Source organism: Krasilnikoviella flava (assembly GCF_900167525.1).
Lineage (GTDB): Bacteria > Actinomycetota > Actinomycetes > Actinomycetales > Cellulomonadaceae > Isoptericola > Isoptericola flavus.
This window is the reverse complement of sequence record NZ_FUZQ01000008.1, coordinates 60,880-87,433: the sequence shown is the minus strand read 5'-3', so window position 1 is coordinate 87,433 and position 26,554 is coordinate 60,880. Positions and strand designations below refer to the sequence as shown.

The window sequence follows — 26,554 nt, the reverse complement described above, 5'->3', positions numbered from 1 at the left end:
TGTCACCTCTCTGACACGGCGCGGCGAAGGAGTGTGACCGGTGAGCGCGAACCAGTTCACGGCGGACCAGTTCGAGACGTTCCGCCCCCACCTGCGCGCGGTCGCGTACCGGGTGCTGGGTTCCACCGCCGACGCGGAGGACGCGGTGCAGGACGCGTGGGTGCGGGCGCAGTCGGCGGGCGCGGCGGGGGTGGAGAACCTCGGCGGCTGGCTGACGACGATCGTCGGCCGGGTGGCGCTCAACCTGCTGCGCTCGCGGACGACGCGCCGGGAGGCGGCCTGGGACGCCGCCGTCGGGGACGGCTGGGACGGGCACCTGCCCGACCTGCTCGTCGCGCCCGTCGACGGCCCGGACGCCCCGGAGCGGCGGGCGGTCGAGTCCGACCAGGTCGGTGCGGCGCTGATGGTCGTGCTGGACTCCCTGGCCCCGGCCGAGCGGGTCGCGTTCGTCCTGCACGACCAGTTCGCCGTGCCGTTCGAGGAGATCGCGCCCCTCGTCGACCGGTCGCTCGCGGCGACGCGTCAGCTCGCGAGCCGGGCGCGGCGCAAGGTGCGCGACGCCGTGCCCGCGCAGGACGACGTCGCGCGGCGCCGCGAGGTGGTCACCGCCTACCTCGCCGCGTCGCAGGCGGGCGACTTCGACGGGCTGGTGGCCCTGCTCGATCCCGAGGTGACGGTGCGGCTCGACTACGGCCCGGGAGACCTGTCGCGGCTGCTGCGCGGCGCGCGGGCGGTGGCCGAGCAGGCGCGGCTGCACTTCGGCACGGCGCGGAACTCGCGGCTTGCCCTCGTGGCGGGGTCTCCGGGACTGGTCACGGTGCTCGACGACGGGACGGTGTACTCCGTGCTCGCGTTCACGGTGCGCGGCGGCCGGGTGGTCGGCATCGACATCCTGTCCGACGCCGGCCGGCTCGCCGGGGTGCTGCCCCGCTAGCGGACGCCGGCGCGGGGGTGTGCGGCGCGGAGCCTGTCCCCAGGACGCGGTCGTCCACAGCCTCCGGAAGGCCGGCCGCGGCCGACGGCCGCGCGCCATAGCGTCGCGGTCATGACCTCACCCAGCTCGCCCTTTCCGTCCTCGGCGCCCCTGCCGAGCGGTGCCCGGGACCTCGCGCTCGCGGCCCGCCGCGACGTCGACGAGGCCGTGGCGGGCGCCCGCCGCAGCCTCGCGGTGGCCTGGGAGTCGCCGGCCGCCGACCGGTTCCGCGACGACGTGGCCGCCCTGCTCGTCGGCCTCGACTCCGACCTGCGGCTCCTCGACGACGCCGCGGCGGTGCTGGCGCGGTGACCCGCGGGCTGCCGCCGGAGGAGACCCTGGCCGTCGTGGGCGGTCGGTCCGTCTCCCGGGTCGACGCGGACGCGGTGCAGGGTGCGGCCGCCCTGCTCGACGACGCCGGAGCACGGCTGCGACGGGCGTCTCGGGAGTGTGCCGCCGCCCGGGGCGCCGTGCTGCGGGCGGTCTGGGCGCCGGACCCGCTGGCACCGCCGTTCTCGCCGCGGCCGGGCGCCGTCGAGGCCGCTCTGGCGCAGGCGGCCGGCACCCGGCTGGACGACGCTGCCGCCCGGCTGCGGCTGCACGCCACGGCGGCGGAGCGGTGCGCCCGGCGTCTGAGGTTCGCCGCCGGCCTCTACCGGCACGCGGAGAGCGTGGCCCAACGCGTCGCGGACGGAGCCGTCACCCTGCTGGCGGGCGCCGCCGGCCTCTGGCTGGGACTCCGGGCGACGCCCCTGCTCGCCGGCGCGGCCGTGGGCGACCGCCTCCGGGGCGAACCCGATCCGCGGGTGTCGCCGGCGCCGGGCGCGACGACGGTGCCACGGGCTCCGGCACCGCCCCCGCCGCCGACGGGCCCGGTGACGACCGGTCACGACGGTCCACTGGCCGGCGTGTGGCGCGTCGCCGCCCCGCTGTCCGACGACGCCGTCGCGGGGCTCGGGGCGGGGCTGAGCGCAACCAGGCCGTGGACCTGGCAGGACCTGCGGCGAGGGTTCGCAGAGGGCCCCGCGGCCATGGTGGACGGCGTGACGCGCAGCGCGGACGCGCTGTCCGACGTCGTGGGCGCGCTGCTGCCGGCCTCGGTGGCGCGGGTGGTGCCGCTCACCGACGAGGACCTGGCGGGGCCGCCCCCTGCCTGGACGGACCGGCCGGCCGGCACCGTCGCGGAGGCGCTCGCCCGCACCGCCGACCTGTACGGCCAGGGCAGCGAGATCGTCGGCCGGCCCGCGGCGGGCGCGCCGCAGGGGACGCTCGCGGTGGAGGAGGTGACGCACGACGACGGCACGACGTCGTGGACCGTGCTCGTGCCGGGCACCCAGGCGCTGCTGTCGCCGACGCACCTGTTCGACGCGGCCACCGACCTGGAGCTCATGGCGCACGAGGCCGCCGACGTCTCCGCCGCCGTGGAGCAGGCGCTCGACGTGGCGGGCGCGACGCCCGACCAGCCCGTGGTGCTCGTGGGGCACAGCCTCGGCGGGATCGCCGCGACGGCGCTCGCGGCGTCGCCGGAGTTCCGGGAGAAGCACGTCGTCGGCGGCGTCGTGACCGCGGGCTCCCCGACGGCGACGTTCGCCCTGCCGGCGGGGGTGCCGGCGCTGCACCTGGAGAACGACGAGGAGCTGGTGTCGGCGGTGGACGGGCGCTCCAGCCGCGAGAACCCGGCCTCGGCGGACCGTGTCACCGTCGGCCGGCGCCTGCTCGACTCGGTGGACCCGGCCGACGTCACCGCGGCGGGCAGCGTCGTCCTGGCGCACACCCTGCCCGCGCACCTGCGCACCCTGACGGCCGCGCGATCCTCCGGGAACACCCAGGTGGCGGGGGTGACCGGGCGGTTGGAGCGGCTGCTCGACGGCGCCCGCGCACGGACGCGGTTCTACGCCGTGCGCCGTGCGGGGCCGGCGCCCGCCACGGTCCTGGCCCCGGGAACCGTGCTCGGGACGACGGCGCCCCCGCCGGGTGTCCCGACGGGGGCGACGCTGCACTGATCGTGGGTGCTCGGTGGAGGCGGGCGGTCAGCCCTTCTTCGGCGCGAAGGCCCCGATGACGGCCTGCAGCACGGCGAGGATGAGGGCGATCCAGATGAACCACCAGAACCCGCCGCTGACCTCGACACCCCACTCGCCGAACCATCCCTGGTCGGTGATCCAGGCGGTGAGCCACAGCACGAAGGCGTTGATCACCAGGTAGAAGAGGCCCAGCGTGAGGATGAGAAGCGGGATCGAGATGATGCTGACGATCGGCTTCACGAAGCTGCTGATGATGGTGAACACCAGGGCCACGCCGAGCACCGCCAAGATGTACTCGAGCACGTTGTCGCCGTCGTACGGGGGCAGGATCTCGAGGTTGGTGAAGATCAGGTCGCTCAGCCACAGCGCCACGGCCGTGACGAGGGTGCGGACGATGAAGTTCATGCCGCCATCGTGGCACGTCAGGCACGCGGGGGGCGGGCGCGACTCTCGGCGCGCGGCCCACGGGCGCCCGGTGCGACGGCACGCGTAGGCTCGCCGGGTGAGCGAGCCGACCGCCCTCGTCCTGCACGACAACCCCGACTGGCTGCCGCCGTTCGAGCGGGCCTTCGACCGCGTCGGCGTGCCCCTGGAACCGCTGCACCTGGGCGACGTGACCCTCGACCTCGCCGAGGCGCCACCCCGGTCCGTGCACTGGTCGCGGCTCAGCGCTTCCGCGCACACGCGTGGCGTCCCGCACGCACCCGAGGCCGCGCAGGCGGTGCTCTCCCGGGCCGAGGCGGCGGGCCGCCGTGTGGTGAACGGCACACGGGCCGCCGCGCTCGAGGTGAGCAAGGTGCGGCAGTACGCCCTGCTGCGTGCGGCCGGGCTCGACGTGCCGCGCACCGTCGCCGTCACCGACCGCAGGGCGCTGCGTGCGGCCGCGGAGCAGTTCGGCGCCCCGTTCATCACCAAGCACAACCGCGGCGGCAAGGGGCTCGGGGTGCAGCGGTTCGACGACGTCGAGACGTTCGCCGCCGCCCTGGACGCGGACCTCCTCGACGCGCCGGTCGACGGCGTGTGGCTGCTGCAGGAGCTGCTCGTCGCGCCGGAGCCGTTCGTCACGCGGGCGGAGTTCGTCGGCGGCCGGTTCCACTATGCCGTGCGGGTGGACACCTCCACCGGGTTCGAGCTGTGCCCGGCCGAGGCGTGCGCGCTGCCGGGGGCCGACGGCGCCGCCCCGCCGCCGCTGTTCGCCCTGCGGCCCGAGGTCACGGCGGACCATCCGCTGGTCGCGGCGCTCGAGCGGCTGCTCGCGCAGCAGGGCATCGAGATCGCGGGCGTCGAGTTCTTCGAGACGGTCGACGGCCGCACCGTGCCGTACGACATCAACACCAACACCAACTACAGCCCGGACGTCGAGGCGTCCGTCGAGGTGCCGGCCGCCGACGCCATCGCGCAGTTCGTGGCCGGGCTGGTCCGGGAGCCGGAGCATGCCACCATCTGACCTGGCGCCGTCCGCAGGGTGGCATCCTTGAACGCTGTGACCACCCCCGCTGACTCGCCGGACGTCCCCCGCTCCGCCGTCCCCCTGCGCGCCGCCGTCGCCGCGCTGCCCGCGTACGTGCCGGGCGCCCGGCCCGCCCAGGGCGCGAAGCTGTGGAAGCTGTCGTCGAACGAGAACCCGTACCCGCCCCTGCCGTCCGTCCTCGAGGCGATCACCCGCGCCGCGGAGGAGACCAACCGCTACCCCGACATGTACGCCACGGAGCTGGTCGAGGCGCTCGCCGCGCACGCCGGCGTCCCGGCCGAGCAGGTCGTGGTGGGCAACGGCTCGGTGGCGGTGCTCGGGCACGTGCTGCAAGCGGTCGTGGAGCACGGCGACGAGGTCGTGTTCCCCTGGCGCTCCTTCGAGGCGTACCCGATCGTCGTCGCCGTCGCGGGCGGCGCCGCCGTCACCGTGCCCGTGGCGGCCGACGGCCGGCTCGACCTGCCCGCCATGGCGGCCGCCGTCACGCCCCGCACGCGCGTGGTCATGGTCTGCACGCCGAACAACCCGACCGGGCCCGTGGTGCACGCTGACGAGCTCGAGACCTTCCTCGCGGCCGTGCCGCACGACGTGCTGGTGATCGTCGACGAGGCGTACCTGGAGTTCGTGCGCGACCCGCAGGCCCCCGACGGCGTCGACCTGCTGCGCCGGCACCCGAACGTCGTGCTGCTGCGCACGCTGTCCAAGGCGTACGGCCTGGCGGGCCTGCGGGTCGGGTACGCCGTCGCGGAGCCGCGCCTCGCCGCCGGCATCCGCGCCGTGTCCACGCCGTTCGGCGTCAACCACGTCGCACAGCGGGCGGCGCTCGCGTCCCTCGAGCCGCAGGCCCAGGACGAGCTGCGCCAGCGCGTGGACGCGCTGGTCGTCGAGCGGGGGCGCGTCGTCGCCGCGCTGCGCGAGCAGGGCTGGGACCTGCCCGAGACGCACGCCAACTTCGTGTGGTTCCCGCTCGGCGACGCCACCCTGGACCGCGCCGCCGAGGCCACCGCCGCCGGCGTCCTCGTCCGCCCGTTCGCCGGCGACGGCCTGCGCGTGACCATCGGCGAGGTCGAGGCGAACGACGCGTTCCTCGCCGTCGCCGCCGGCTGGCGCAGCCTCGCTGGTTGAGCCTGTCGCAACCCGAGCCTGTCGAGACCCGGTCTCGACAGGCTCGACCGACGAGCACGGGCTAGCGGGGCAGGTTGCGCAGGTTCGAGCGGGCCATGGACATCACCTCGCCCATCCCGCCGCCGAAGATCTCCTTGGTCATGGCGGTGGCGAAGCCGCGGATCTGACCGGCGGAGATCGACGGCGGGATGGACAGCGCGTTCGGGTCGGTGACGACCTCGATCAGCGCCGGGCCCGGACGGTCGAGGCCGTCCTTGAGGGCGCGGCGCAGGTCCTTCGGCCGCTCGACCCGCACGGACGGGATGCCGACGGCGAGCCCGACGTTCCGGTAGTCCACCGGCGGCGAGTCCGTGCCGTAGGAGGGCAGGCCCTCCACCAGCATCTCGAGCTTCACCATGCCGAGGGTCGCGTTGTTGAACACGACGATCTTCACCGGCAGGTCGTAGGTGCGCACGGTGATGAGCTCGCCGAGCAGCATGGACAGGCCGCCGTCGCCGGCGAGGGCCACCACCTGGCGGCCGGGCTGCGCGAACGCGGCGCCGATGGCGTGCGGCAGGGCGTTCGCCATCGAGCCGTGGATGAACGACCCGATGACGCGCCGCTTCCCGTTCGGGGTGAGGTAGCGGGCCGCCCACACGTTGTTCATGCCGGTGTCGACGGTGAACACGGCGTCGTCGGACGCCGTCTCGTCGAGCTGCACGGCCGCGTACTCGGGGTGGATGGGCGTGTGCTTCTCCACGTTGCGGGTGTACGCGCCCACGACCTTGGTCATGATCCCGGCGTGCTTGTCGACCATCGAGCGCAGGAACTTGCGGTCCTTCTTGCGCCTCACCAGCGGGTTGAGCAGGCGAAGCGTCTCGCCGACGTCGCCGTGCACGGGCAGGTCGAGCCGGGTGCGCCGGCCCAGGTGCGAGGCGTCGACGTCGATCTGCGCCGTGCGCACGTCGGCCGGCAGGAACGAGTCGTAGGGGAAGTCCGTGCCCACCAGGACCAGCAGGTCCGCCGAGTGCATGGCCTCGTGGCACGAGCCGTAGCCGAGCAGGCCGGACATGCCGACGTCGTGGGCGTTCTCGTACTGGATGATCTCCTTGCCGCGCAGCGAGTGGCCGACGGGCGCGGCGGCCAGGTCGGCGAGCTCGAGCACGGCGTCGCGGGCGTCGCGCGCCCCGGCGCCGACGAACAGCGTCACCTTCTTCGCCTTGTTGATCGCCTCGGCGAGCGCCTCGACGTCGGCGTCGTTCGGCACGACGCGCGCCGGGCAGGCGCCGGGCACGAGGATCGGGGCGTCGTCGTCGGGCACGCGCTGGTCGGCGACGTCGCCCGGCAGGGTGAGCACCGCGACACCGGGCGCGGCGAGCGCGTGCTGGATCGCGGACCGGGTGACGCGCGGCAGCTGGGCCGGCGACGAGATGAGCTCCGAGAACACCGACGCCTCGTTGAAGATGCGGTCGGGATGCGTCTCCTGGAAGAACTGCGTGCCGATCTGGGCGCTCGGGATGTGCGACGCGATGGCGAGCACCGGCAGCCCGGACCGGTTCGCGTCGTAGAGGCCGTTGATGAGGTGCAGGTTGCCCGGCCCGCACGACCCGGCGCAGACGGCGAGCTCGCCCGTCACCTCGGCGTCGGCGGCGGCCGCGAACGCCGCGGCCTCCTCGTGCCGGACGTGCACCCAGTCGATGCCCTCGGTGCGGCGCACGGCGTCGACGACGGGGTTCAGGGAGTCCCCGACGATCCCGTAGATGCGCTTCACGCCGGCGGCGACGAGCTGGTCGACAAGGTGTTCGGCGACGGTGCGGGCCATGACGAGACCTCCTGATGACGGCGGCTGGTCCGTCTCGATCCTGCCTCCGACGTCGCGTTTCCGCAGGACGTCGGCACGTGAGGTGGCGCACGCCCCGCCGTTCTCCGGCAGGGGTTGACCTGAACCGTGGTTGAGGTCACAGCATCGAGGGATGACGACGACCTCACCGACGGCCCCGCCCGTCGAGACCTCGCGCAGCGTCCCGCAGCGTGTCCGGGACCTCGTCGCCCGGGTCACCGGCGACGAGAAGCACGACCCGAGCGCCCACTCCACGCTCGACGTCGTGTGGACGCTGTACGACCAGGTGCTCCGTGTGGACCCGGCCCGCCCCGACGCCCCCGACCGCGACCGCTTCCTGCTGTCCAAGGGCCACGGCCCGGCGTCGACCTACGCCGTGCTGGCCGCGCAGGGCTTCTTCCCGACGACGTGGCTGGACGACGTCGCGTCGTTCGACTCCCCGCTGGGTCATCACCCCGACCGCACGCTGGTACCGGGCATCGAGATCGGCAGCGGCTCGCTCGGCCACGGGCTGCCGCTCGCCGTGGGCCTCGCGCTGGGCCTGCGTGGCCGCTCGCCCGCCCGGGTCGTGGTGCTCGTCGGCGACGCCGAGCTGGACGAGGGCAGCAACGCCGAGGCGATCCAGGTCGCCGGCAGGTTCGGGCTCGCGAACCTCACGTGCGTGGTCGTCGACAACCACAGCGACAGCCTCGGCTGGCCGGGCGGCATCGCGTCGCGGTTCGCCCTCGAGGGCTGGTCGGCCGCGGAGGTCCGCACCCACGACCAGCCGCGCCTGACCGCCGCGCTGCGGCACGCCGAGGCCGACCGGCCCACGGTCGTGGTGGTCGACACGACGCCCGCCCCGACCGGCAACCCCGACCCGACCAGCAAGGAGGCGGCATGACCACCCTGGCCACCGCGCCGGCGCTCGACCTGCGTACCCGCTTCTACGAGGAGCTCGACCCGCTGCTCGACGCGCACCCGGACGTCGACGTCGTGCTCGCCGTCATCGGGTCCGGGTACATGGCGCGCGCGATCGAGCGGCACCCGGGCCGCGTCATCGACGTCGGCATCCGGGAGCAGGCGCTGATCGGCGTGGCCGGCGGGCTGGCCCTCGCCGGCCGCCGCCCGATCGTGCACACGTTCGCGTCGTTCCTGGTGGAGCGGCCGTACGAGCAGGTCAAGCTCGACCTCGGGCACCAGGACGTCGGCGCGGTGCTGGTCAGCGCGGGCGCGTCGTACGACGTGTCGGCCGGCGGCCGCACCCACCAGTCGCCCGCGGACGTCGCGCTGATCTCCGCGCTGCCCGGGTGGACGGTGCACGTGCCGGGCCACGCCGACGAGGTCGCCGAGATCCTGCACCGCGAGGCCGCGGGCACCGGCCGCGTCTACGTTCGCCTGTCGGGACAGCGCAACTCCCGGCCGCGCCCGGTCGACGGGCGCCTGCACCTGGTGCGCGACGGCGGGGGAGCGCCGGGCGTGCCGCTCGTCCTCGCCGTCGGGCCGATGCTCGACACCGTGCTGGAGGCCACCGCGGACCTGCCCGTCCGCGTCGCGTGGACCGCCACCCCGCACCCGCTCGACGCCGACGGGCTGCGCGCGCTGGCCGGCCCCGCCCCGGTGCTCGCCGTCGTCGAGCCGTACCTGGAGGGCACGAGCGCCGCGGCCGTCGCGGCCGCGCTGGTCGACCGGCCCAGCCGCGTGCTGCACGTCGGCGTGCCCGGCGAGACGGAGCTGCGGCGGTACGGCACGCCGCGCGATCATGCCGCCGCGCACGGCCTCGACGCGGCGGGGGTCCGGCGGCGGGTCACGAGCCTCCTGGGCTGACCGGCGGGCTGAGGGGCGGCGCGGCCTCGCGCACGTCCAGCCCGGCGAGGTCGGGCGCGGCCCACCCCTCGGGGCCGTGCCCGACCTCCAGGACGGCGACCACCGTGTCGCGGTCCATCGGCAAGGCTCCGCCGATGCGCGGGGAGGGCGTCCCCGCAGCGTCCGGCTCCCAGCGCACCGGGATCCCCTGGGCGGCCAGGGCGTCCTCGTCGACGACGACGAGCACCAGCGCCTCGGTGGCGTCGTCGTACGCGCCGCGCAGCACGGCCGGGAGGCCGCTCGCGGTGGTCGCGTGGACGTGGCCCGCGTCGTCGACCAGGGTGCGGCGCGTCGCGACGTCGTACTCCCCGAACCGCCCGCAGGCCTCCCAGTCGTCGCTGAAGGCCACGTGCAGCAGCCGTCGTCCCGTCATCGGTCCTCCTCGTGTCGTCGGGCGCGTGCTCGACGAGCAGTAATGAAACGCTGACGTATCATTAGAGCATGGACACGACGACGGGCCGACCCGGTGCGCGCCGCGGGCGCCCCCGCCGGGACGAGGTCGAGGCGCGACGGGCGGCGATCCTGGACGCCGCCATCACGCAGCTCGCCGAGCACGGGTTCGCGGGCACGACGATCGAGGGGGTCGCGGCGGCGGCCGGCGCGACCAAGCGCACGATCTACAGCCACTTCACGGACAAGCCCGGCCTCTTCCTCGCCGCCGTGGAGCGCCTGCACCGGCACGAGCAGGAGGGGCTCCACGCCGGGGCCGACCTCGAGGGGGTCGCCACCCGCATCGTGCGCACGCTGCACGGCGACGACGCCGTGACGCTGCACCGCCTGGTCATCGCGGAGTCGCGCCAGCTCCCGCAGCTCGCCGCCGACTTCTACGAGCGCGGCCCCGCGCGCTCCGTCGCCGTCCTCGCGACGCTGCTCGCCGCCGAGCACCCGGACCTCGACGCGGTCCCGGAGCGCGCCGAGGAGCTGTACACGCTGCTGCTCGGCGAGCCGCACCGGCGCCGGCTGCTCGGTCTCGAGGCGGCGCCGTCCGCCGCGCTGGCGCGGGCGCACGCCCGGCGCTCGATCCGGACCGTCCTCGGACGGGCCGCCGCCCCACCGGCCTAGGGTGACCGGGTGAGCAGCGACGTGCGCAACATCCTGACCGCCCTGGAAGGCATCCCCGAGCCCTGGCAGCCCCACCTGCTGGCGAGGGTCAACGACTACGCCGTGAAGGTGGTCAAGCTCGACGGCGAGTTCGTCTGGCACACGCACGACGACACCGACGAGCTGTTCCTCGTGCTCAGCGGACGGCTCACGATCCAGCTCCGCGACCGTGACGTCGTCCTCGGTCCCCACGACGTCTTCGTCGTGCCGAAGGGGGTCGAGCACTGCCCGCGCGCGGACGGCGAGGTGCACGCGCTCCTCGTCGAGCCGACCGTGACCGTCAACACCGGCGACGCCGGCGGGGAGCGGACCGCGCCGCTGCGCGAGCTGGACTGAGCGCGTGGGCGACGCGAGCGCGGCCTACGCGGCGCGCGCCGAGGAATACACCGCGCTGTTCGGCTCCATGGACGCGGTGCACGACGACGACCGGGACCTCGTCCTGCGCTGGGCCGCCGGGCTCACCGGCCGCGTCGTCGACGCCGGCTGCGGGCCGGGCCACTGGACGGACTTCCTCGCCCGGCAGGGCCTCGACGCGGAGGGTATCGACCTCGCGGAGCCGTTCCTGTCCCGTGCCCGGGCGGCGTACCCCGGCGTCCCGTTCCGCCGCGCCGCGCTGGACGACGTCGGCGTGCCCGACGGCGGCCTCGGCGGCGTGCTGGCCTGGTACTCGCTCATCCACACACCGCCCGAGGGTGTGGACGACGTGCTCGCCGAGCTCGCCCGCGCCGTCGCGCCGGGCGGCGGCCTGCTGCTCGGCTTCTGCCGCGGCCCGCGCGTCGAGCCGTTCGACCACGCCGTCGCGACCGCCTGGTTCTGGCCCGTCGACGCGCTGGCCGCCCGGGTCGAGCGGGCGGGGTTCGACGTCGTGGAGACGGCCGAGCGCACCGACCCCGGCGTCCGCCCGCACGGCGCGATCAGCGCGCGGCGTCGGGCGGGACTCAGCGCCTGAGAAGGCTCTGGGCGTACTGATCGAGCACCGTCAGGATTCCGGTGTGCTCCCACACGCGGTTGCGCCGCAACCCGGTCCGCTCGATCAGGACCCCGGCCTCGGTGAGCTGGGCGAGGGCGTTCTGCGCCGTCTGCCCCTTCATGCCCAGGTGGTCGGAGAGGAAGCGGGCGTTCACGACAGGATGGGATACCAGGTGCGGCACCACCCGCCACGCCACGGCCTGCCGCCGGAGGCCGCGCAGCTGGGCACGGGCCGCGTCGACCTGCGCGGCGAGGTCGTCGACGAGCCGGGAGCCCGACGACGCGGCGAACCTTGCGGCGTCCGCGAAGCCCTCGACGATCGGCCGGGCGTCGCCGTCACGATAGGCAGTCAGCGCCGCGAAGTAGCGTTCGGTCTGCTTGAGCAGGCCGGCCGAGACCGGCGCCGTGGTGGCGGTGACGATGCCCTTCGCGCGCAGGATCGAGTGGACCATGGCCCGACCCGTGCGGCCGTTGCCGTCGACGAACGGATGGACGGTCTCGAAGTGGGCGTGCGCAGCTGCGGCTTGGAAGAGCACAGGGAGGTCGTCGCGCCGGACGAACGCCACCAGGTCCTCCATTGCGGGCGGCACGAGCGGCGCCTGGGGGGCGACATGCGAGGCGCCGCGAGGGCTGATCGCACTCGTCCCGATCCACACGAGCTGTTGGCGCCAGCGCCCCGTGTGGTCCTCCAAGCCGCGCTGGCCTGACAGCAGTGCGCGGTGCATGTCCAGGATCGCGTCGGCGTCGAGCCGGTCGGCGAGCGCGAGCGCGGCCTCCATGGCGCGGACGTTTGCGACGACGGTGCGGGCGTTCGTCGACGTCGACTGCTCGATCTCGGCGAGGGCCAGCTGCCTGGGACCGACGGTGAGGTCCTCGATCTGGGACGACGACGCGGACTCCGTGCGCAGGAGAATGGAGCTCATGGGGCCCAGGGTCGGACTCGTCGTCCCGAGGATCTTGGCGGCGTACTCGTCGAAACGACCGAGGGCGGCGGAGGCCTCCTCGATGTCCGCGGACAGGTCGGCGGGGATGTTCGGTACCCAGTCGGCGATCGTCGGCGGGACGGTCGACCGGTAGGGCCCGGATGCTGCCGCTCGCGCGGACCGGCTCACCATCCCGTCCGTGTCGGCGACCCAGTACTCGTCGACGTACTCGAAGGCGGGAACCTTGACCATGGAGTCATGCTAATCAAGGTTTCCGCGAAACCTTGATGAAGGCTCGCGCTCTAGTCCAGGTTTCTCAACGCCGCCGGGATCGGCGTGCCCCCGGACGAGAACCGGACGAAGCGCCCCACGGTCGCGGGCTCGCGCAAGGTCGCGGCGACCACCTGCGCGACGTCGGCGCGCGGCACGCTCGTGTCCGTCCCGGCGGGCACGGCACCGGTCTCGGGCAGGACGGCGATGCGCCCGGTCGGCGGCTCGTCCGTCAGGGTGCCGGGGCCGAGGATCGTCCAGTCGAGGTCCGTGGTGCGCAGGTGGTCGTCGGCGGCCAGCTTGGCGTCCGCGTAGGCGAAGAAGCCTGCCGTCTCCGGGACGCCGTGCTCCGGCGTCGAGCCCACCCACGACACCATGACGTACCGGCGGACGCCGGCGCTCGCGGCGGCGTCCATGGAGCGGATCGCCGCGTCGCGGTCGACGGCGTACGTGCGCTCCGGGCTGCCGCCGCCGGCTCCGGCGGACCAGACCACCGCGTCCGCGCCGGCCAGCGCGGCGGCGATCTCGTCGGTGCTCGCGTGCTCGACGTCCAGCAGCACGGGGTCGGCCCCGAGGTCGGCGACGCGGTCGACCTGCTCGGGCTTGCGCACCGCGCCGACCACGTCCACCGCGGGCCCGGTGCCGCCGTCGACCAGCAGCGGGACAAGCTGGCGCGCGACCTTGCCGAGCGCGCCGATGACGACGACCTTCATGGCGACCTCCGAGCATCGAGCGTGGGATTCCACCGTCGCGCACCAGGTCGCGGATTGCCACCGGGGCCGCATCGAGCCTCCGCCGTCAGCGGTCTCGCGCGATGCGCGCGGCGAGCGCGGCGAACACGAGCGCGAGCCCTGCCTGGACGACGGCGGCGACGGCGAACCCGCGGGGCAGCCCCGCCGTCGCGCCCGCCGGGGCCGCGGCGGCGACGGTCTGGAACAGCCCGCCGAGCAGGGCCACCCCGAGGCCGAGGCCGAGCTGCTGCAGCGTGGTGAACAGCCCGCCCGCGACGCCGGCGGCCCAGGTGGGGGTGCGGGACAGGACCGTGCGGAGCACGGGCCCGTACATGAGCGCCTGGGCGGAGCCGAGCGCGACGAGCAGCGGCTGCAGGGCCGCCGTCGCCCCGCCGTGCCCGCTGCCGACGACCAGCGCCAGCGCGCCGAGCACCGCCGCCTGCGCGATGGCGGCGCCCGTCATCGTCCACCGGCCGGTGCGCCGCTCGATCACCGGCAGGAGGAGGGCGGTGGCGACGAAGCCTCCGCCGAAGCCGAGCAGCAGCACGACGGTGCCCCCGGCGTCGACGCCGAGCGCGCCCTGCGCCAGCGCCGAGAACTCGTACAGGAACGCCCCGTACCCGGTGAAGAACAGCAGCGTCATGACCAGCCCGAGCCGCACGGCCGGGGTGCGCAGCACGCTCGGCGGCACGACGGGCAGGTCGCCGCGGCGCTCCGCCGCCCGCTGCGACCGGGCGAACAGGGCGAGCACGACGCCGGCCGCGGCGAGCATGCCGAGCAGCGGGGCCGGCCAGCCGGCCGACGCGCCGAGGGTCAGCGGCACCACGAGCAGCAGCAGGCCCGAGCCGAGGAGCGCCGCGCCTCGCAGGTCGAGCGCCAGCGGCGCCGAGGAGCGTGACTCCGGCACCGTCCGCAGCGCCAGCAGCGCCGCGACGGCGATCACGCCGGTCGCCGCCTGCACCGCCCGCCAGCCGAGGTGCTCCCCGGCGAGCCCGGCCACGGCCCCCGCGAGGATCTGCCCGGCGATGGTCGCGACGCCGCTCACCGCGGTGAAGAGCGTGACGCCCAGGGCGCGCAGTCGCTCGGGCGCCGTCGCCTGGATGGTCGAGAGCACCTGCGGGGTGAACAGGCCGGCGGCGATGCCGAGCCCGGCGCGCAGCGCGACGAGCACGGGCAGGCTCGGCGCGAACGCGGCCAGCACCGACAGGGCGGCGAACGCCGCGAGCCCGGCGGCGAGCAGGCGCCGTCGGCCGTAGCGGTCGCCCAGGCGGCCCGCGACCACGAGCGTGGCGGCGAACGTCGTCGTGTACGCGGACAGCACGAGCTGGCCGCCCGACATCGCCACGCCGAGGTCGGTCGTGATCGCCGGGGCGAGCAGGTTCACCGACCCGAAGGTCATGTTGACGGGCAGGTAGGCGACGAGCAGGACGGCGAGGCCGAGGCCGGTGAGGACGCCCGGCCTCGCGGCGCGCGCGGTCGTCGGAGCCGCGGCGGCCCCGGTCGCCTGCGCGGCGGTGGTCGTGGAGGTGGTCATGCCACGACGGTGCGCCGTCGCTCATCCTGGTACCAGGAGCCTGCCGATCGTGGTACCAGCACCACCTGGCTGGGCGCCCCGCCCAGGGCGACAAGGCGCGAGACTGGGGCGATGACCGCCACCACGCCCGACCGCGCCGCCCTCGGCGCCTTCCTGCGCGAGCGTCGCGGCCGGGTGACGCCGGGCGACGTCGGCCTCTCGCCCGGCGGCCGTCGCCGCACCCCGGGGCTGCGCCGCGAGGAGGTGGCGCAGCTCGCCGGGGTCGGGGTCACCTGGTACACGTGGCTCGAGCAGGGGCGGGCCCGCAACGTCTCCGACCAGGTGCTCGACGCGGTGGCCCGCGTGCTCGGGCTCGACGACGCCGAGCGCCACCACCTCATGGTGCTCGCCGGCCGTGAGCACACCGTCGCGCCCGGCCCGGCGCCCGGGGTGCGCCCGGAACAGCTGGCCGTGCTGGCGGGGCTGCTCCCGTACCCGGCGGCGGTGCAGACCGACTGCTACGACCTGCTCGCCGCCAACCGGGCATACCGATACCTGTTCGACGACCTCGACGCCCGCCCGCCCGAGGACCGCAACTGCGCCTGGCTGATGTTCACCGAGCCGCGGTGGCGTGAGTCGCTCGGCGACGCCGAGGACGGGGTGCTGCACAACATCGCCGCCCGGTTGCGGGCCCGGGAGCCCGAGCACCGCGACGACCCGCGGTGGTCCGCCCTGCTGGCGCGGCTGCGGGCGTCGTCGGCGGACTTCGTGCGGCACTGGGAGTCGTACGACGTCGCCGGGGACAGCACCCAGCTGCGGCACTACCGCTCGGCGCGCGCGGGGCAGCTCGACGTGCACTTCCAGAGCCTGTGGCTGGACCGCGCCCGCGGGGACCGGATCATCGTCATGACCCCGGCCGACGACGCCACGGCGCAGCGGCTGGAGCGGCTGGACGCGCTGGTGGGGGCCGCGCCGGCCGTGACGTCGCAGGTCGACGCCGCCGCGGGCCCGGCCGCCGCCCGCTGACCTGCGACGTCGCGCCGCGGTCGTGACCGTGCTCAGGGACCAGGGGGCCGCTCGTCGCGGAATGGCCGTGTCGGCACCCGGGCCGCGGGGGGATGATGGTTCCCGTGCGTACCATCCACCAGAGCCGCAAGCTCCGCGGCGTCCGCTACGACGTCCGCGGCCCCATCCTCGTCGAGGCCCAGCGCCTCGAGGCCGAGGGCCACCGCATCCTCAAGCTGAACATCGGCAACACGGCGCCGTTCGGCTTCGAGGCACCGGCGGCCATCCAGGCCGACGTCGTGCACCACCTGCCGGAGGCGCAGGGGTACAGCGACTCGCGCGGCATCTACGAGGCGCGCACCGCGGTGGCGCAGTACTACCAGTCGCGTGGGCTGCGCGACACGACGGTGGACGACGTGTTCATCGGCAACGGCGTCTCCGAGCTCATCTCGATGGTGCTGCAGGCGTTCGTCGACGAGGGGAACGAGATCCTCGTCCCCGCCCCGGACTACCCGCTGTGGACGGGCGCGGTGACGCTGTGCGGCGGCACCGCCGTGCACTACCGGTGCGACGAGGAGAACGGCTGGATGCCGGACCTCGAGGACCTCGAGTCGAAGATCACCGAGAACACGCACGCCATGGTGATCATCAACCCGAACAACCCCACCGGCGCGGTGTACAGCAAGGAGATGGTGGAGGCGATGGTCGACATCGCGCGCCGCCACGACCTCGTCGTCCTCACCGACGAGATCTACGAGAAGATCCTGTTCGACGGCGCCACCCACCACCACGCCGCCGCGGCCGCGGGCGACGACGTGCTGTGCCTGACGTTCAGCGGCCTGTCCAAGGCGTACCGCGTGTGCGGCTACCGCGCCGGGTGGGTCATGGTGTCGGGCCCGAAGGAGAACGCGGCCGAGTTCCTCGAGGGCCTCACCCTGCTGGCCAACATGCGCATGTGCGCCAACGTGCCCGCGCAGCACGCCATCCAGACCGCGCTGGGCGGCTACCAGTCGATCGACGAGCTGATCGTGCCGGGCGGCCGGTTCTACGACCAGGCGATGCTGGCCGACAAGCTGCTCAACGAGATCCCCGGCGTCACCTCCGTGCGGCCGCGCGGCGCGCTCTACTGCTTCCCGCGGCTCGACCCCGAGATGTACCCGATCGACGACGACGAGCAGTTCGTCATCGACCTGCTGCGGGCCAAGAAGATCCTGGTCACCCACGGCACCGGCTTCAACTGGTTCGAGCCCGACCACTTCCGCCTCGTCACGCTGCCTGACGAGGAGGTCCTCACCGAGGCCATCGGCCGCATCGGGGAGTTCCTGGCCACACGCCGCCGGTAGCGCGATTCGATCTCCTGCAACCAGTGGTTGCACATCATGGGCCCGCGGGCTACCGTGATGTGCAACCACTAGTTGCAGGAGGGGTCATGGAGCTCGGAAGCATCGAACGCGAGATCTACGTCGAGGCGACGCCGGAGGTCGTCTTCGACGTGGTGAGCAGCCCGGACCACGTCAAGCAGTGGTGGCCGGACGACGCCCGGTACTCCCCGGAGCCGGGAGGCACGGGGGAGATCGTCTTCGGCGAAGGTGCCGACCGATCGGTCGAGCAGCTCACGGTCGTCGAGTCGCTGCCGCCGCGCACGTTCTCGTTCCGCTGGACGCACCCGGCCGGCGAGGAGGCCGCGCCGGGCAACTCGCTCCTCGTCACCTTCGAGCTCGTGCCGTCGGGCGACGGGACGCTGCTGCGCCTGACCGAGACCGGCTTCCGCGAGCAGGGCTGGGAGATCGCGGTGCTGGAGCAGCGGTACCAGGAGCACGTGGACGGCTGGGCCTTCTACCTGCCGCGGCTGGCGCCGTACGCGGAGAGCCTCGGGGTGCGGTCATGACGGCTCCGGCACCGGCGTCGTCCGTGGACGACGACCTCTGGTCGGCGATCGGCGACCCGACCCGCCGCCGCATCGTCGACCTTCTGCTGGCGGACGGCGGCGGCACCGCGTCGTCGCTGAGCCGGCAGCTGCCGGTCACCCGGCAGGCCGTGGCGAAGCACCTGGACGTGCTCGACCGTGCCGGACTGGTCCGGTCGACGACGGCGGGACGGGAGAAGCGCTGCGAGGTCGACGCCGCCCAGCTCGAGCGCGCCGCGGACCAGCTGGCCGCCGTCGGCCGCACCTGGGATCGCCGCCTGCAGCGCATCAAGTCGATCGCCGAGGCGATCGAGAACACCCAGAAGACCGACTCGACGAGGAGCTGATCACCATGGTGGACATCCTGCACAGGATCGGGGTCACGACCCCGACGCCCCAGAAGATGTACGACGCGCTGACGACGGTCGAAGGCCTCGCCGGTTGGTGGACGGAGAAGACGTCGGGCGACGCCGGCCCCGGGGGGAAGGTCGAGTTCCGCTTCCCTGACGGCGGCTTCGTGATGGAGGTCGAGGAGCTGCGCCCGCGCGAGCGCGTGGTGTGGCGGGTCGTCGGTGGCCCGGACGAGTGGGTAGGCACGACGATCGAGTGGGACCTGCGCCAGGACGGCGACTGGACGATCGTGCTGTTCGCGCACCGCGGTTGGCGCGAGCCGGTCGAGTTCATGCACCACTGCAGCACCAAGTGGGCCACGTTCCTCCAGAGCCTCAAGGCCCTGGTCGAGGACGGCGCGGGGGCGCCGTCGCCCCGTGACGTGAAGATCGACGACTGGAACTGAGGGATCCTCTCGTCGCGGTAGTGCCTCCCGTCGTCCGGTCGTGCCCGCCGTGCACGACCGGACGACGGGAGGCACTACCGCGACGCGGGGGCCACGGCGCGCGCGACGTGCGCGCGCGTGGCCGCGAACGCCGCCGCCATCTCGCGCGCCTGGCCGGGGTACTCCGCGTGCCCGGCGGAGTGCACGGCCAGCTCGAGCCCGGCCCCGGTCCCGGCGCGCTCGGCGACGCGGACTCCGGCCGCGACGCCGAACTGGCCCGGCGGCGGCACGTGCGCGTCCCACAGGGCGCACTCCACGCGGGTGGGCACCCGCAGGTACGTCGCCGCGACGGAGGCGTCCGTGAGGGCGAGGACGGCGCGGGCCTCCGGGTGCTCGGCGACGTACCGGCGCTGCGCCTCGCCGCTGCCGGTGCACGGCACGGCGAGGCGCTCGTCGTACTGGCCGAAGCTCGGCACCTCCAGCGTGGCGCCCACGAACCGGTCGTCCCACGGCACGGCCAGCGCACCGACCCCGCCGCCGAAGCTGGTGCCCACGTAGTACAGCGGCAGGCCGGCGGGCACCCCCGCGACCCCGGCGAGCACCTCCTGTAGCGCCGTGGCGGCATGCCACAGGTCGACGGCGCAGCGGCCCAGCACGGACGTCTCCACATCCTCGATGCCCGCCAGCACGTGCTCGGTGCTCAGCTCCGGCGCACCGACGCCGGCGTTGAGCGTGCCGAGGCCGCGCGCCACCGGGAAGATCACGGCCGCGTCGCGCGGCACCCGGTCGAACGACGGTGACTCCCGGCCGCCGTACCCGTGCCCGTGCACGATCCCCACGCGGACGGCCCCGTCCACCGGCAGAGCCAGCCACGCGCGCAGGCGCAGGCCGCCGTCGGCGGTGAACGTCACGACCGACACCTCGTGCGCGCCCTGACGGCCCAGAGGCTCCGTGGCGACGTCGGCCGGCAGCCCGCGCGCGGCGGCGTGCCACGACCGCCACAGGTCGGCGAAGCCGTCCGGCTCGGCGGCGGGCGGCACGGCCAGCAGGCCGTCGCGGTCGTACCCGTACGTGCCGTCGATCGGGCTGTCGGGGAACCAGGCGTCGTAGGGGGCGGGCAGGGTCACGGGACCTCCATCGCGGTGGGGCGCGGTCCGGGGCGGGACGGGGCGGGCGGCACGCTGCGTGACAGACTGTGCCGCGGGTCGAAAGGGGTGCGGGTGCTGGTCTCAGAGCGCAGGTCGCGGATCGTGGCCGAGGTACGTCGTCGGGGCGCCGCGAGCGTCACCGAGCTGGCCGAGGAGCTGGGCGTCAGCGGCATGACCGTGCGCCGGGACATCGAGGCGCTCGCGGACGCGGGCGAGCTCGACCGGGTGCGCGGCGGCGCCACCACGCGCGGCGATGCCGGGGGCACGCAGGAGCGCGGGTTCGCGTCGCGGGCGCAGCAGCAGGTCGAGGCCAAGCTGGCCATCGCCCGCCGCGCCGCGCAGCTGGTGGAGCCCGGCATGGCCGTCGGGCTGTCCGGCGGCACGACGGCGTGGGTGCTCGCGCAGGAGCTGCGCGCCGTCCCGGACCTCACGGTGGTGACCAACTCGCTGCCGGTCGCGGAGGTGTTCCGCCGCCCCGACCGCTCCGACGAGCCGTACACGCAGTCCGTGGTGCTCACCGGCGGCGTGCGGACGCCGTCCGACGCGCTCGTGGGCCCCGTCGCGGTGCGGTCGCTGGAGCACCTGCACCTCGACGTCGCGTTCCTCGGCGTGCACGGCGTCGACCTGCACGCGGGGCTCACCACGCCGAACCTGCTCGAGGCCGAGACGGACCGCGCGCTGCTGGCCGCGGGCCAGGACGCCGTCGTGCTCGCCGACCACACCAAGTGGGGCGTCGTCGGGCTCACGACGATCGTCGACCTGCACGAGGTGGAGCGGCTCGTGACGGACGACGGCCTGGACGCCGACGCCCGTGAGCTGCTCGAGGCGCACGTCGGCGAGCTGTGGGTCGTGCCGGTCGCCTGACCGCGGCGGGAGGTCGCCACCCGTCAGCGGGCGGTGCTGGCCCGCGGCACGACACGCGCGTCCACGACCACGTGCTGCACCGGCAGGTTGGCGCCGGGCGGCGTGGCGATCTGCCGCTCCAGCTCACCCAGCGCGCGCTCGACGAGCGCCTCCTTGTCGGGGGAGACGGACGTCAGCGACGGCGTGGTGAACCGGGCCCCGCGCACGTCGTCGATGCCGACGACGGCGACGTCCTCGGGGACGCGGCGACCGGTGTCGTGCAGGGCGGGCAGCGCCCCGAACGCGACGGAGTCGTTGGAGCAGACGATGCCGTCGAGCTCCACGCCACGCGCCAGGAGGTCGCGGACTGCCCGCTGCCCCTCGGCCGGTGTGAAGGACTCGACCTGCGCGACGAGCGCCGGGTCGTCCGCGATCCCGAGCGCGGCCACGGCCTCGCGGTAGCCGGCGTACCGGCGGTCGGCGGCGTCCGACGGCCGGGCGTCGCGGGGCCCGACGAACGCCACCCGGCGGCACCCGACCGACGCCAGGTGCTCCGTGGCGGCGTACGACGCGGCCCGGTTGTCGATCGTCACGTGCGTGAACGGGCTGACGAGGATGTGCTCCCCGAGCAGCACCAGCGGGCCGGGGGAGGTGCGCCGCGTCAGGTCCGCGACGGAGAGCGCGCGCGGGATGTGGATGAGGCCGTCGGTCGGGGGCAGCCCGATGCCGTTGGCGACGTCGACCTCGCGCTCGTGGTCGCCCGCGGTCTGCTGGATGAGGATGGACAGCCCGCGCTCGTCCGCGCGCCGCACGAGCAGCGCCGTGAGCTCGGCGAAGTACGGCTCCTCGAGGTCCGGCACGGCGAGCGCCACGATGCCGGTGCGCTCCTTCCTGTGCACGGCGGTCAGCGTAGCCCGGGCGCGGGTGGCGGCGCCGCGCGCCGTGCGGGTGAGTCCTGCGTGCGGCACGGTCACTCCTGTACGCGCAGCGCGACCACGCGGGCCTGCGCTGCGCCGTTCGTGGCGCCGACGACGAGGCGCGCGGCGCGCAGCGGGCCGACGTCGGCGGGGAGCGGGTGGGTGCGCAGGCGCCACCGGTTGTCGGTCTCGTCCGCGACGGTCACCCACCGGTCCTCGGCGGGGACGGCCCCGGCGGGCAGCACCTCGACCCGGTAGTCCCGGACGAGCGTCGGCATGATCTCGTCGGGCGTGCGGTGGTGGTGCAGCGTGTTGAGCTCGACGTCGAGGTCGTCGTCGAACACGACGCGCACCTCGCGCCCGGTGACGGGCTCGTCCCAGTCGAGGTGCAGCCACTCGTCGCGGCCGGCCACCATCGGGGACGACGCCCACAGGTGCGGGCCGCCGTGGTTGCGGTGGAACCCGCTCGTGGCGCGCTCGGGCGCGAGGGCGCGGGTGTCCGGGCCGGCGCGGAACACGACGGAGCGGCCTCGCAGCGGCTTGGTGGGCCACTGCACCAGCAGCTCCTCGGAGCTGATCTGCACGTTCTGGTCGTCGTTGTCGACGCGGTGCACCAGCGTGAGCACGCCCGCGGGCAGCGGGGAGGTGAGGCGGACCGCGACGTCGGGGTTGGCGCGCAGCACGACGACGGCGTTCTGCGGCGTGTCCGGCGCGAACGCCACGTGGGCGGTGACCCAGCGCTCGTCGCCCGCGGCCACGACCACGTCGGTCTTGGCCTCGAGGTGGGCAGGCACGACGTTCTGCGGCTTGCCGGTGGAGTACACCTCGACCGCCAGCGTGGTGTCCCGGCGGGCGGAGACGAGCAGCTCGACGGTGTCGAGGCGCGGGTCGACGGGCAGCACGATGCCGAGGTCGACGTCGAGGTCGTAGACGTCGAAGTCGTAAGGGTCGCCGTCCGCCGGCTCCGCGACGGGCGCGGCGATCCGCGTCGTCGTGCTGGAGGCCGTGACGCGGGCGCGGCGGGCGAGGTCGCGCGGGTCCGCGTTGGCGATGCCGACGGCGGGCGCGTCCCAGCGCAGCAGCGTCTGGCGCAGCTCGTCGAGGTGGTCGGTGTAGATCCCCCGCGGGGTGGTGCCGTGCTCGACGCACAGCGCCGCCGCGGTGCCGGCGGCCTGCCCCATCGCGCCGCACGTCGCCATGACGCGCGCGGCGCCGAACGCGATGTGCGTCGCGGAGACGTCGCGTCCGGCGAACAGCATGTTCTCCACGTTCACCGAGTACAGGGAGCGGTAGGGGATCTCGAAGACGCCCTCGGAGAACCGCTGCAGCGCGCCCGCGCCCTCGGCGTACATGCCCTGGGCGGGGTGCAGGTCGATGGACCAGCCGCCGAACGCGACGCCGTCGTCGAACACCGTCTGGTCGACGACGTCGCCCTGGTGCAGCGTGTAGTCGCCGACGAGCCGGCGGTACTCGCGCTTGCCGGGCACGTTGCCGATCCACTCGAGCGTGAGGTTGTCGGCGTCGAACCTGCCCGAGTTCTTGATGTAGTCCCAGATGCCGAGGATGACGCCGCGCAGCTCGTCGCGGATGCGCTCGTTGTCGTCGACGATGTCGAGCTCGCCGCCCCACTCGATCCACCAGTAGTGGGCGCCCGAGTCGCCGCTGCGGATGACGCGGTTCATGGGGATGGGCGTGGTGGTGATGTCGATCGCGGTCTCCGGCGCCACGTACTTCACCGGGTGGCCGAGGTCCTTGGTGTAGAAGAGCAGCGTGGAGCCGAGGAACTCGCGCACCGGCTCCGGCGGCGCCCACTCCTCGCCGAACTCGGCCTGCGACTCCTTGCCGAGCCGGTAGCGCGCGCCGGCCAAGGCGCCGACCAGGCCGTCGCCCGTGCAGTCGAGGAAGACCGGGGCGGTGAACGTCGTGAGGATCTCCGAGCCCATCGTCCAGCCCGTGACGGACTCGATGCGGCGCGCGTCCTCCGGGCCGGTCGCGACCACCTCGCGCACGTCCGTGTTGAGGAACAGCCGCAGGTTCTCCTCGCGGCGCACGGTGTCGAGCACGACGTCGTCCCAGTAGACCGGGTTGCCCTCGGGGTTGCGGTACTGGTTCTCGACGTACATCTCGCCGACGATCCCGGTCTCGCGGGCCCAGCGCTGGTTGCCGTGCGCGGTGGCGCCGCACACCCACACCCGCACCTCGGACGAGGAGTTGCCCCCGAGCACGGGCCGGTTGTTGACCAGCACCACCTGGCGGCCCAGCCGTGCGGCGGCGACCGCCGCGCTGACGCCGGCGAGCCCCCCTCCGACGACGACGACGTCCGCCTCGACGGTCTGCGTGCGCATGATCTCTCAGTCCTCGATCCGGTGGTTCAGGTGGTTCTGGTGATGCGGGGTGGGTGTGCGGCGCGGCTCAGCCGCGCAGGCCGGCGACGACGTCGGCGAGCGGGCTGCCCGCGATCGGCGCCCCGGTGCGCGGCACCCGGGCGTGGAACAACGTGCCCGACGTCGGCCCCGACTGGGCGGCGCTCAGGTAGAGCACGTCGGTCCCTGCGGACGCGCCGGTGCGCAGCGTGCGGGCGGCGAGGCGCTGCTGGCCCACCTGCACGTCGCCGAGGCCGGCGAACCGCCAGGTGCCGCCGGTCAGGCCGCGCTCGGCACGCACCACCTGGGTGCGCAGCGTGCCGCCGACGGTGCCCTGCACGACGGCGTAGGCGCGGGTGACGCCGGCCGCGGACGTCGCGTCCAGCGCGGCGACGGTGTCGATGCCGTCGCCCAGGGAGTCGGCGTCGATCACCGTCTCGCGCTGCCACGCGGAGCCGTCGAAGCGGGCGAACCGCACGTCGAACCGGTCGGGGGTGCCGTCGGCCTTCGCCTCCGCGTACCGGTAGACCACGCCCGCGAGCGTGTCCCCGTGCACGGCGAGCTTCGCGGTCTGCACCGTCGGGGCGTCGGACTGCATCGTCTCGCCGGGGCGGAACGGCTGGTACACCACGGCGCCGCCCGCCGTCGGGGAGATCGGGGTCGTGAGCGGGGCACCCGCGGCGTCCTGCCACGTGCCGGCCGCCGGGTCGTACACGGCGTACGAGCCGAGGTGCCGGTACGGGCCGGCCGCCCAGCGGTGCCACTCCCACAGCACGTGCAGCCGGCCGTCCGTGCCGACCTCCAGGTCGTCCGGGTAGACCGAGTACCCGACCCCGGACGCGAAGACCGCGACACGCGACCAGGCGTCCGTGGCCGTGTCGTACCGGTACAGGCGGCCGTCGCGCACGGTCGCGCCGTCGCGCCCGCCACGCACCATGACGTACGCGTCGCCGTCGGCGCCGCGCGCCGTGACCGGGTAGGTCATGGGCACGCCCTGGTCGGGCAGGTCGGTGCTCGCCTCCACGAGGGACGTGATGTCGCCGGGGGTGGCGGACCGGTAGTACTGCCACGGCACGTGGTGCATCGACACGAACGCGTGGATGGTGCCGTCGCCGTCCACGACGATCGACGGCTGGTCGTGGCCGCTGTCGTCGAGGAAGGTCGCGCAGGTCCCGTCGTCGGCGCGCAGACAGCCGGCCGTCCACCCGCCGTCGGGGCCCTTCGCGGCGAGGTGCACCTCGTGCCGCGACGTCTCGGCGGCGGGAGCGTCGAACGCCATGTAGGTGACGCCGTCGACCACGTCGAGCGGCGTCCACCAGCCGGCGTTGTTGGACGGGTCCACGGGGAACGGGAGCTGTTCGACGCTCTCCGTGTGCTTCGCGGGCGTGGCCGGCACGGCCGCCGACGCGGCGAGGGACGTGCCGGCGAGCAGGGCGAGCGCCGTCGAGGCGAGGACGAGCCCGCGGGCGGTCCGGCGGGCCATCAGCCGACCAGCTTCTGGGCGGCCTCGCCGGCCTTCTGCATGGCGGTCTTCGCGTCCGTCTTGCCGACGAGCACGGCCTGCACCTGCTCGGCGACGACGGTCTCGATCTGCGAGTACGCGGTGAACGCCCAGAACGGGTTGCTCGTCGAGGTCGCGGTGATGCGCTCGTTGAACTGGGTCCCGAAGGTGTCGGAGGCCACGACCTCGGACTGCTGGGCCTCGGTGGTCACGGGCGGCAGGCCGCGCACCTCGTAGTCGGCCAGCACGGTGTCGAGGTCGGACGTCGCGAACTGCGCGAAGTCGGCCGCGGTCTCGGCGCCCTCGCCGTCCACGACGGCGAGGGCGCCGCCCCACACGAGGGCGCGCGGGCTGTCGCCCGCCTTCAGCACCGGGCGGGAGACGGGGACGAGCTTGCTGCCGAGGTCCTTGTCCGGTGACTCCTCGGTGACCGCGCCCCGGCCGACGGGGGCGTCGTCGTAGACGGCGGCGCGGCCCTGCGCGAACAGCGAGCGGGCGTCGAAGCGGTCGACGTCGGCGGCGATGAGCTTCTGGTCGTACAGCGACTTGTACCAGGTGACGGCCTCGACCGACGCGTCGTCGCCGATGGTGACGGTGTCGCCGTCGACGAGCGGGCTGCCGAACGTCTCCATCCAGATGAGGGCGTCCTTGAGCTGCGCGGCCTTGGTGGACGCGGCGTAGGGGATGAGCCCGCCGCCGAGCCCCTTGAGGTCCTTGAGCGTCTTCTCGAACTCGTCGATCGTGGTCGGGAAGGCGTCGCCGGCGACGCCGACCTTCTCCAGCAGGTCCGAGTTCCCGATGAGGCCGATCGCGCCGATCGTCCACGGCAGGCCGTACTGCACGCCGTCGAACTGGGCGGCGGCGAGCGCGGCGTCGGTGTACCCGCGGCCCTCGGTCAGCGCGGACAGGTCCTGCAGCTTGCCCATGGCGGCGAGCGAGCCGAGCCACGCGACGTCCACGTGCGCGGCGCCGGTGAACTGGCCGCCCTTCACCTGCAGGGTGAGCTGGTTGATGTACTCGTTGTACGGGAACGAGATGTCCTTCACGGTGACGCCGGCCTGGTCCTGGTAGGCCTTGACGATCGCCTCGAGGGCCGGGGCCGCGGCCTCCTCCGTGAAGGACCACGAGGAGAACGCGAAGTCGGTCTTGGCGCCGCCGGTCGCGGCGGCCGAGGCGGCGCCCGTGGACGAGCCGGGGGCCGACGGCGCGCAGGCGGCGAGGGCGGCGGTGCCGGCGCCGATGCCGAGCAGCTGGAGCATGCGCCGGCGGGAGACGGCCGAGGGCATCAGGGGAGTGGTGGACATGAGGATCCTCCGCATCGAGGGTCGTTCG

27 protein-coding genes are annotated in these 26,554 nt (G+C 74.5%); 16 read left to right on the top strand and 11 right to left on the bottom strand.

Translation table 11 applies throughout. The features are described from left to right. The first annotated feature begins 40 nt into the window (after positions 1-40). The 3 genes from B5Y66_RS20305 (at position 41) to B5Y66_RS23205 (ending at position 2,976) form a co-directional block, all read left to right on the top strand. The gene (locus tag B5Y66_RS20305) at positions 41-934 is read left to right on the top strand and encodes a sigma-70 family RNA polymerase sigma factor (RefSeq protein ID WP_079576446.1); all 894 of its coding nucleotides are present in this window, start codon (positions 41-43) and stop codon (positions 932-934) included. A gap of 111 nt (positions 935-1,045) precedes the next feature. Next, on the top strand, positions 1,046-1,285 hold the full coding sequence (locus B5Y66_RS20300; protein WP_079576445.1) for a hypothetical protein: 240 nt from the start codon (positions 1,046-1,048) through the stop codon (positions 1,283-1,285). Next, positions 1,282-2,976 carry an alpha/beta hydrolase gene (locus B5Y66_RS23205; protein ID WP_139821016.1) on the top strand — a complete coding sequence of 565 codons (1,695 nt, stop codon included), beginning with the start codon at positions 1,282-1,284 and terminating at the stop codon, positions 2,974-2,976. The genes B5Y66_RS20300 and B5Y66_RS23205 overlap by 4 nt, the downstream gene beginning before the upstream one ends. Positions 2,977-3,003: 27 nt before the next feature. Here B5Y66_RS23205 and B5Y66_RS20285 read toward each other — a convergent pair whose 3' ends face one another. Continuing rightward, positions 3,004-3,402 (bottom strand): phage holin family protein, encoded by a 399-nt coding sequence (locus tag B5Y66_RS20285; RefSeq protein ID WP_079576442.1) that lies wholly within the window; start codon positions 3,400-3,402, stop codon positions 3,004-3,006. A gap of 97 nt (positions 3,403-3,499) precedes the next feature. On the opposite strand from B5Y66_RS20285, the gene B5Y66_RS20280 reads away from it, so the two are divergent. Together B5Y66_RS20280 and hisC are read left to right on the top strand one after the other, a co-directional pair. Next, complete coding sequence (locus tag B5Y66_RS20280; RefSeq protein WP_079576441.1) at positions 3,500-4,444, top strand: ATP-grasp domain-containing protein; 945 nt, start codon at positions 3,500-3,502, stop codon at positions 4,442-4,444. 36 nt (positions 4,445-4,480) lie between these two features. Next, positions 4,481-5,593 carry a histidinol-phosphate transaminase gene (hisC, locus tag B5Y66_RS20275; protein WP_139821015.1) on the top strand — a complete coding sequence of 371 codons (1,113 nt, stop codon included), beginning with the start codon at positions 4,481-4,483 and terminating at the stop codon, positions 5,591-5,593. A gap of 61 nt (positions 5,594-5,654) precedes the next feature. On the opposite strand, the gene B5Y66_RS20270 is transcribed toward hisC, so the two are convergent. Then, a complete protein-coding gene (locus B5Y66_RS20270; RefSeq protein WP_079576439.1) occupies positions 5,655-7,394 on the bottom strand; it encodes a pyruvate dehydrogenase in 1,740 nt (579 codons plus the stop codon). Positions 7,395-7,545: 151 nt separating this feature from the next. On the opposite strand from B5Y66_RS20270, the gene B5Y66_RS20265 reads away from it, so the two are divergent. Together B5Y66_RS20265 and B5Y66_RS20260 are read left to right on the top strand one after the other, a co-directional pair. Beyond that, positions 7,546-8,295, top strand: a complete 750-nt coding sequence (locus tag B5Y66_RS20265; protein WP_079576438.1) for a thiamine pyrophosphate-dependent enzyme — start codon at positions 7,546-7,548, stop codon at positions 8,293-8,295. Continuing rightward, on the top strand, positions 8,292-9,218 hold the full coding sequence (locus tag B5Y66_RS20260) for a transketolase family protein (RefSeq protein WP_079576437.1): 927 nt from the start codon (positions 8,292-8,294) through the stop codon (positions 9,216-9,218). The genes B5Y66_RS20265 and B5Y66_RS20260 overlap by 4 nt, the downstream gene beginning before the upstream one ends. Here B5Y66_RS20260 and B5Y66_RS20255 read toward each other — a convergent pair. Beyond that, on the bottom strand, positions 9,199-9,630 hold the full coding sequence (locus B5Y66_RS20255; protein WP_079576436.1) for a DUF952 domain-containing protein: 432 nt from the start codon (positions 9,628-9,630) through the stop codon (positions 9,199-9,201). The genes B5Y66_RS20260 and B5Y66_RS20255 overlap by 20 nt on opposite strands. Positions 9,631-9,698: 68 nt before the next feature. On the opposite strand from B5Y66_RS20255, the gene B5Y66_RS20250 reads away from it, so the two are divergent. The 3 genes from B5Y66_RS20250 to B5Y66_RS20240 are packed head-to-tail and all read left to right on the top strand — an operon-like array spanning position 9,699 to position 11,307. Then, entirely contained in the window at positions 9,699-10,319 is a 621-nt protein-coding gene (locus B5Y66_RS20250; protein WP_079576435.1) for a TetR/AcrR family transcriptional regulator, read from the top strand. 9 nt (positions 10,320-10,328) lie between these two features. After that, positions 10,329-10,694 carry a cupin domain-containing protein gene (locus B5Y66_RS20245; protein ID WP_079576434.1) on the top strand — a complete coding sequence of 122 codons (366 nt, stop codon included), beginning with the start codon at positions 10,329-10,331 and terminating at the stop codon, positions 10,692-10,694. Between the two features lie 4 nt (positions 10,695-10,698). Continuing rightward, positions 10,699-11,307, top strand: a complete 609-nt coding sequence (locus B5Y66_RS20240) for a class I SAM-dependent methyltransferase (RefSeq protein WP_245807254.1) — start codon at positions 10,699-10,701, stop codon at positions 11,305-11,307. Here B5Y66_RS20240 and B5Y66_RS20235 read toward each other — a convergent pair. The 3 genes from B5Y66_RS20235 to B5Y66_RS20225 form a co-directional block, all read right to left on the bottom strand. Next, complete coding sequence (locus B5Y66_RS20235; protein ID WP_079576433.1) at positions 11,297-12,502, bottom strand: Fic family protein; 1,206 nt, start codon at positions 12,500-12,502, stop codon at positions 11,297-11,299. The two genes, B5Y66_RS20240 and B5Y66_RS20235, sit on opposite strands and share 11 nt — an antisense overlap. Positions 12,503-12,552: 50 nt before the next feature. Then, a complete protein-coding gene (locus tag B5Y66_RS20230; RefSeq protein ID WP_079576432.1) occupies positions 12,553-13,233 on the bottom strand; it encodes an SDR family oxidoreductase in 681 nt (226 codons plus the stop codon). Between the two features lie 85 nt (positions 13,234-13,318). Next, positions 13,319-14,785 carry an MFS transporter gene (locus B5Y66_RS20225; protein WP_079576431.1) on the bottom strand — a complete coding sequence of 489 codons (1,467 nt, stop codon included), beginning with the start codon at positions 14,783-14,785 and terminating at the stop codon, positions 13,319-13,321. 111 nt (positions 14,786-14,896) lie between these two features. Between B5Y66_RS20225 and B5Y66_RS20220 the strand changes: the two genes are divergently transcribed. From B5Y66_RS20220 to B5Y66_RS20200, 5 genes are all read left to right on the top strand, one after another. After that, on the top strand, positions 14,897-15,790 hold the full coding sequence (locus B5Y66_RS20220) for a helix-turn-helix transcriptional regulator (protein WP_079576430.1): 894 nt from the start codon (positions 14,897-14,899) through the stop codon (positions 15,788-15,790). Positions 15,791-15,894: 104 nt separating this feature from the next. Beyond that, positions 15,895-17,112 (top strand): pyridoxal phosphate-dependent aminotransferase, encoded by a 1,218-nt coding sequence (locus B5Y66_RS20215; RefSeq protein WP_079576429.1) that lies wholly within the window; start codon positions 15,895-15,897, stop codon positions 17,110-17,112. 86 nt (positions 17,113-17,198) lie between these two features. Beyond that, positions 17,199-17,657 carry an SRPBCC family protein gene (locus tag B5Y66_RS20210; RefSeq protein WP_079576428.1) on the top strand — a complete coding sequence of 153 codons (459 nt, stop codon included), beginning with the start codon at positions 17,199-17,201 and terminating at the stop codon, positions 17,655-17,657. Then, positions 17,654-18,022 carry an ArsR/SmtB family transcription factor gene (locus B5Y66_RS20205; RefSeq protein WP_079576427.1) on the top strand — a complete coding sequence of 123 codons (369 nt, stop codon included), beginning with the start codon at positions 17,654-17,656 and terminating at the stop codon, positions 18,020-18,022. Before B5Y66_RS20210 ends, B5Y66_RS20205 begins: the two co-directional genes overlap by 4 nt. Positions 18,023-18,027: 5 nt before the next feature. Beyond that, positions 18,028-18,471 (top strand): SRPBCC family protein, encoded by a 444-nt coding sequence (locus B5Y66_RS20200; protein ID WP_079576426.1) that lies wholly within the window; start codon positions 18,028-18,030, stop codon positions 18,469-18,471. A 74-nt stretch (positions 18,472-18,545) separates the two neighbouring features. Here B5Y66_RS20200 and B5Y66_RS20195 read toward each other — a convergent pair whose 3' ends face one another. After that, on the bottom strand, positions 18,546-19,577 hold the full coding sequence (locus B5Y66_RS20195) for an acetylxylan esterase (RefSeq protein ID WP_079576425.1): 1,032 nt from the start codon (positions 19,575-19,577) through the stop codon (positions 18,546-18,548). Between the two features lie 93 nt (positions 19,578-19,670). On the opposite strand from B5Y66_RS20195, the gene B5Y66_RS20190 reads away from it, so the two are divergent. Continuing rightward, positions 19,671-20,462 carry a DeoR/GlpR family DNA-binding transcription regulator gene (locus B5Y66_RS20190; RefSeq protein WP_079576665.1) on the top strand — a complete coding sequence of 264 codons (792 nt, stop codon included), beginning with the start codon at positions 19,671-19,673 and terminating at the stop codon, positions 20,460-20,462. Between the two features lie 23 nt (positions 20,463-20,485). On the opposite strand, the gene B5Y66_RS20185 is transcribed toward B5Y66_RS20190, so the two are convergent. The 4 genes from B5Y66_RS20185 to B5Y66_RS20170 all read right to left on the bottom strand — a co-directional run bounded on the left by B5Y66_RS20185 (position 20,486) and on the right by B5Y66_RS20170 (position 26,526). After that, positions 20,486-21,409, bottom strand: a complete 924-nt coding sequence (locus B5Y66_RS20185) for a LacI family DNA-binding transcriptional regulator (RefSeq protein ID WP_245807253.1) — start codon at positions 21,407-21,409, stop codon at positions 20,486-20,488. Positions 21,410-21,411: 2 nt separating this feature from the next. Continuing rightward, a complete protein-coding gene (locus B5Y66_RS20180) occupies positions 21,412-23,703 on the bottom strand; it encodes an FAD-dependent oxidoreductase (protein ID WP_079576424.1) in 2,292 nt (763 codons plus the stop codon). Positions 23,704-23,770: 67 nt separating this feature from the next. Beyond that, positions 23,771-25,204: a BNR-4 repeat-containing protein gene (locus B5Y66_RS20175; protein WP_079576423.1), complete on the bottom strand. Its 1,434-nt coding sequence runs from the start codon at positions 25,202-25,204 to the stop codon at positions 23,771-23,773. Further along, a complete protein-coding gene (locus B5Y66_RS20170) occupies positions 25,204-26,526 on the bottom strand; it encodes an extracellular solute-binding protein (protein ID WP_079576422.1) in 1,323 nt (440 codons plus the stop codon). Before B5Y66_RS20170 ends, B5Y66_RS20175 begins: the two co-directional genes overlap by 1 nt. Positions 26,527-26,554 lie beyond the last annotated feature (28 nt).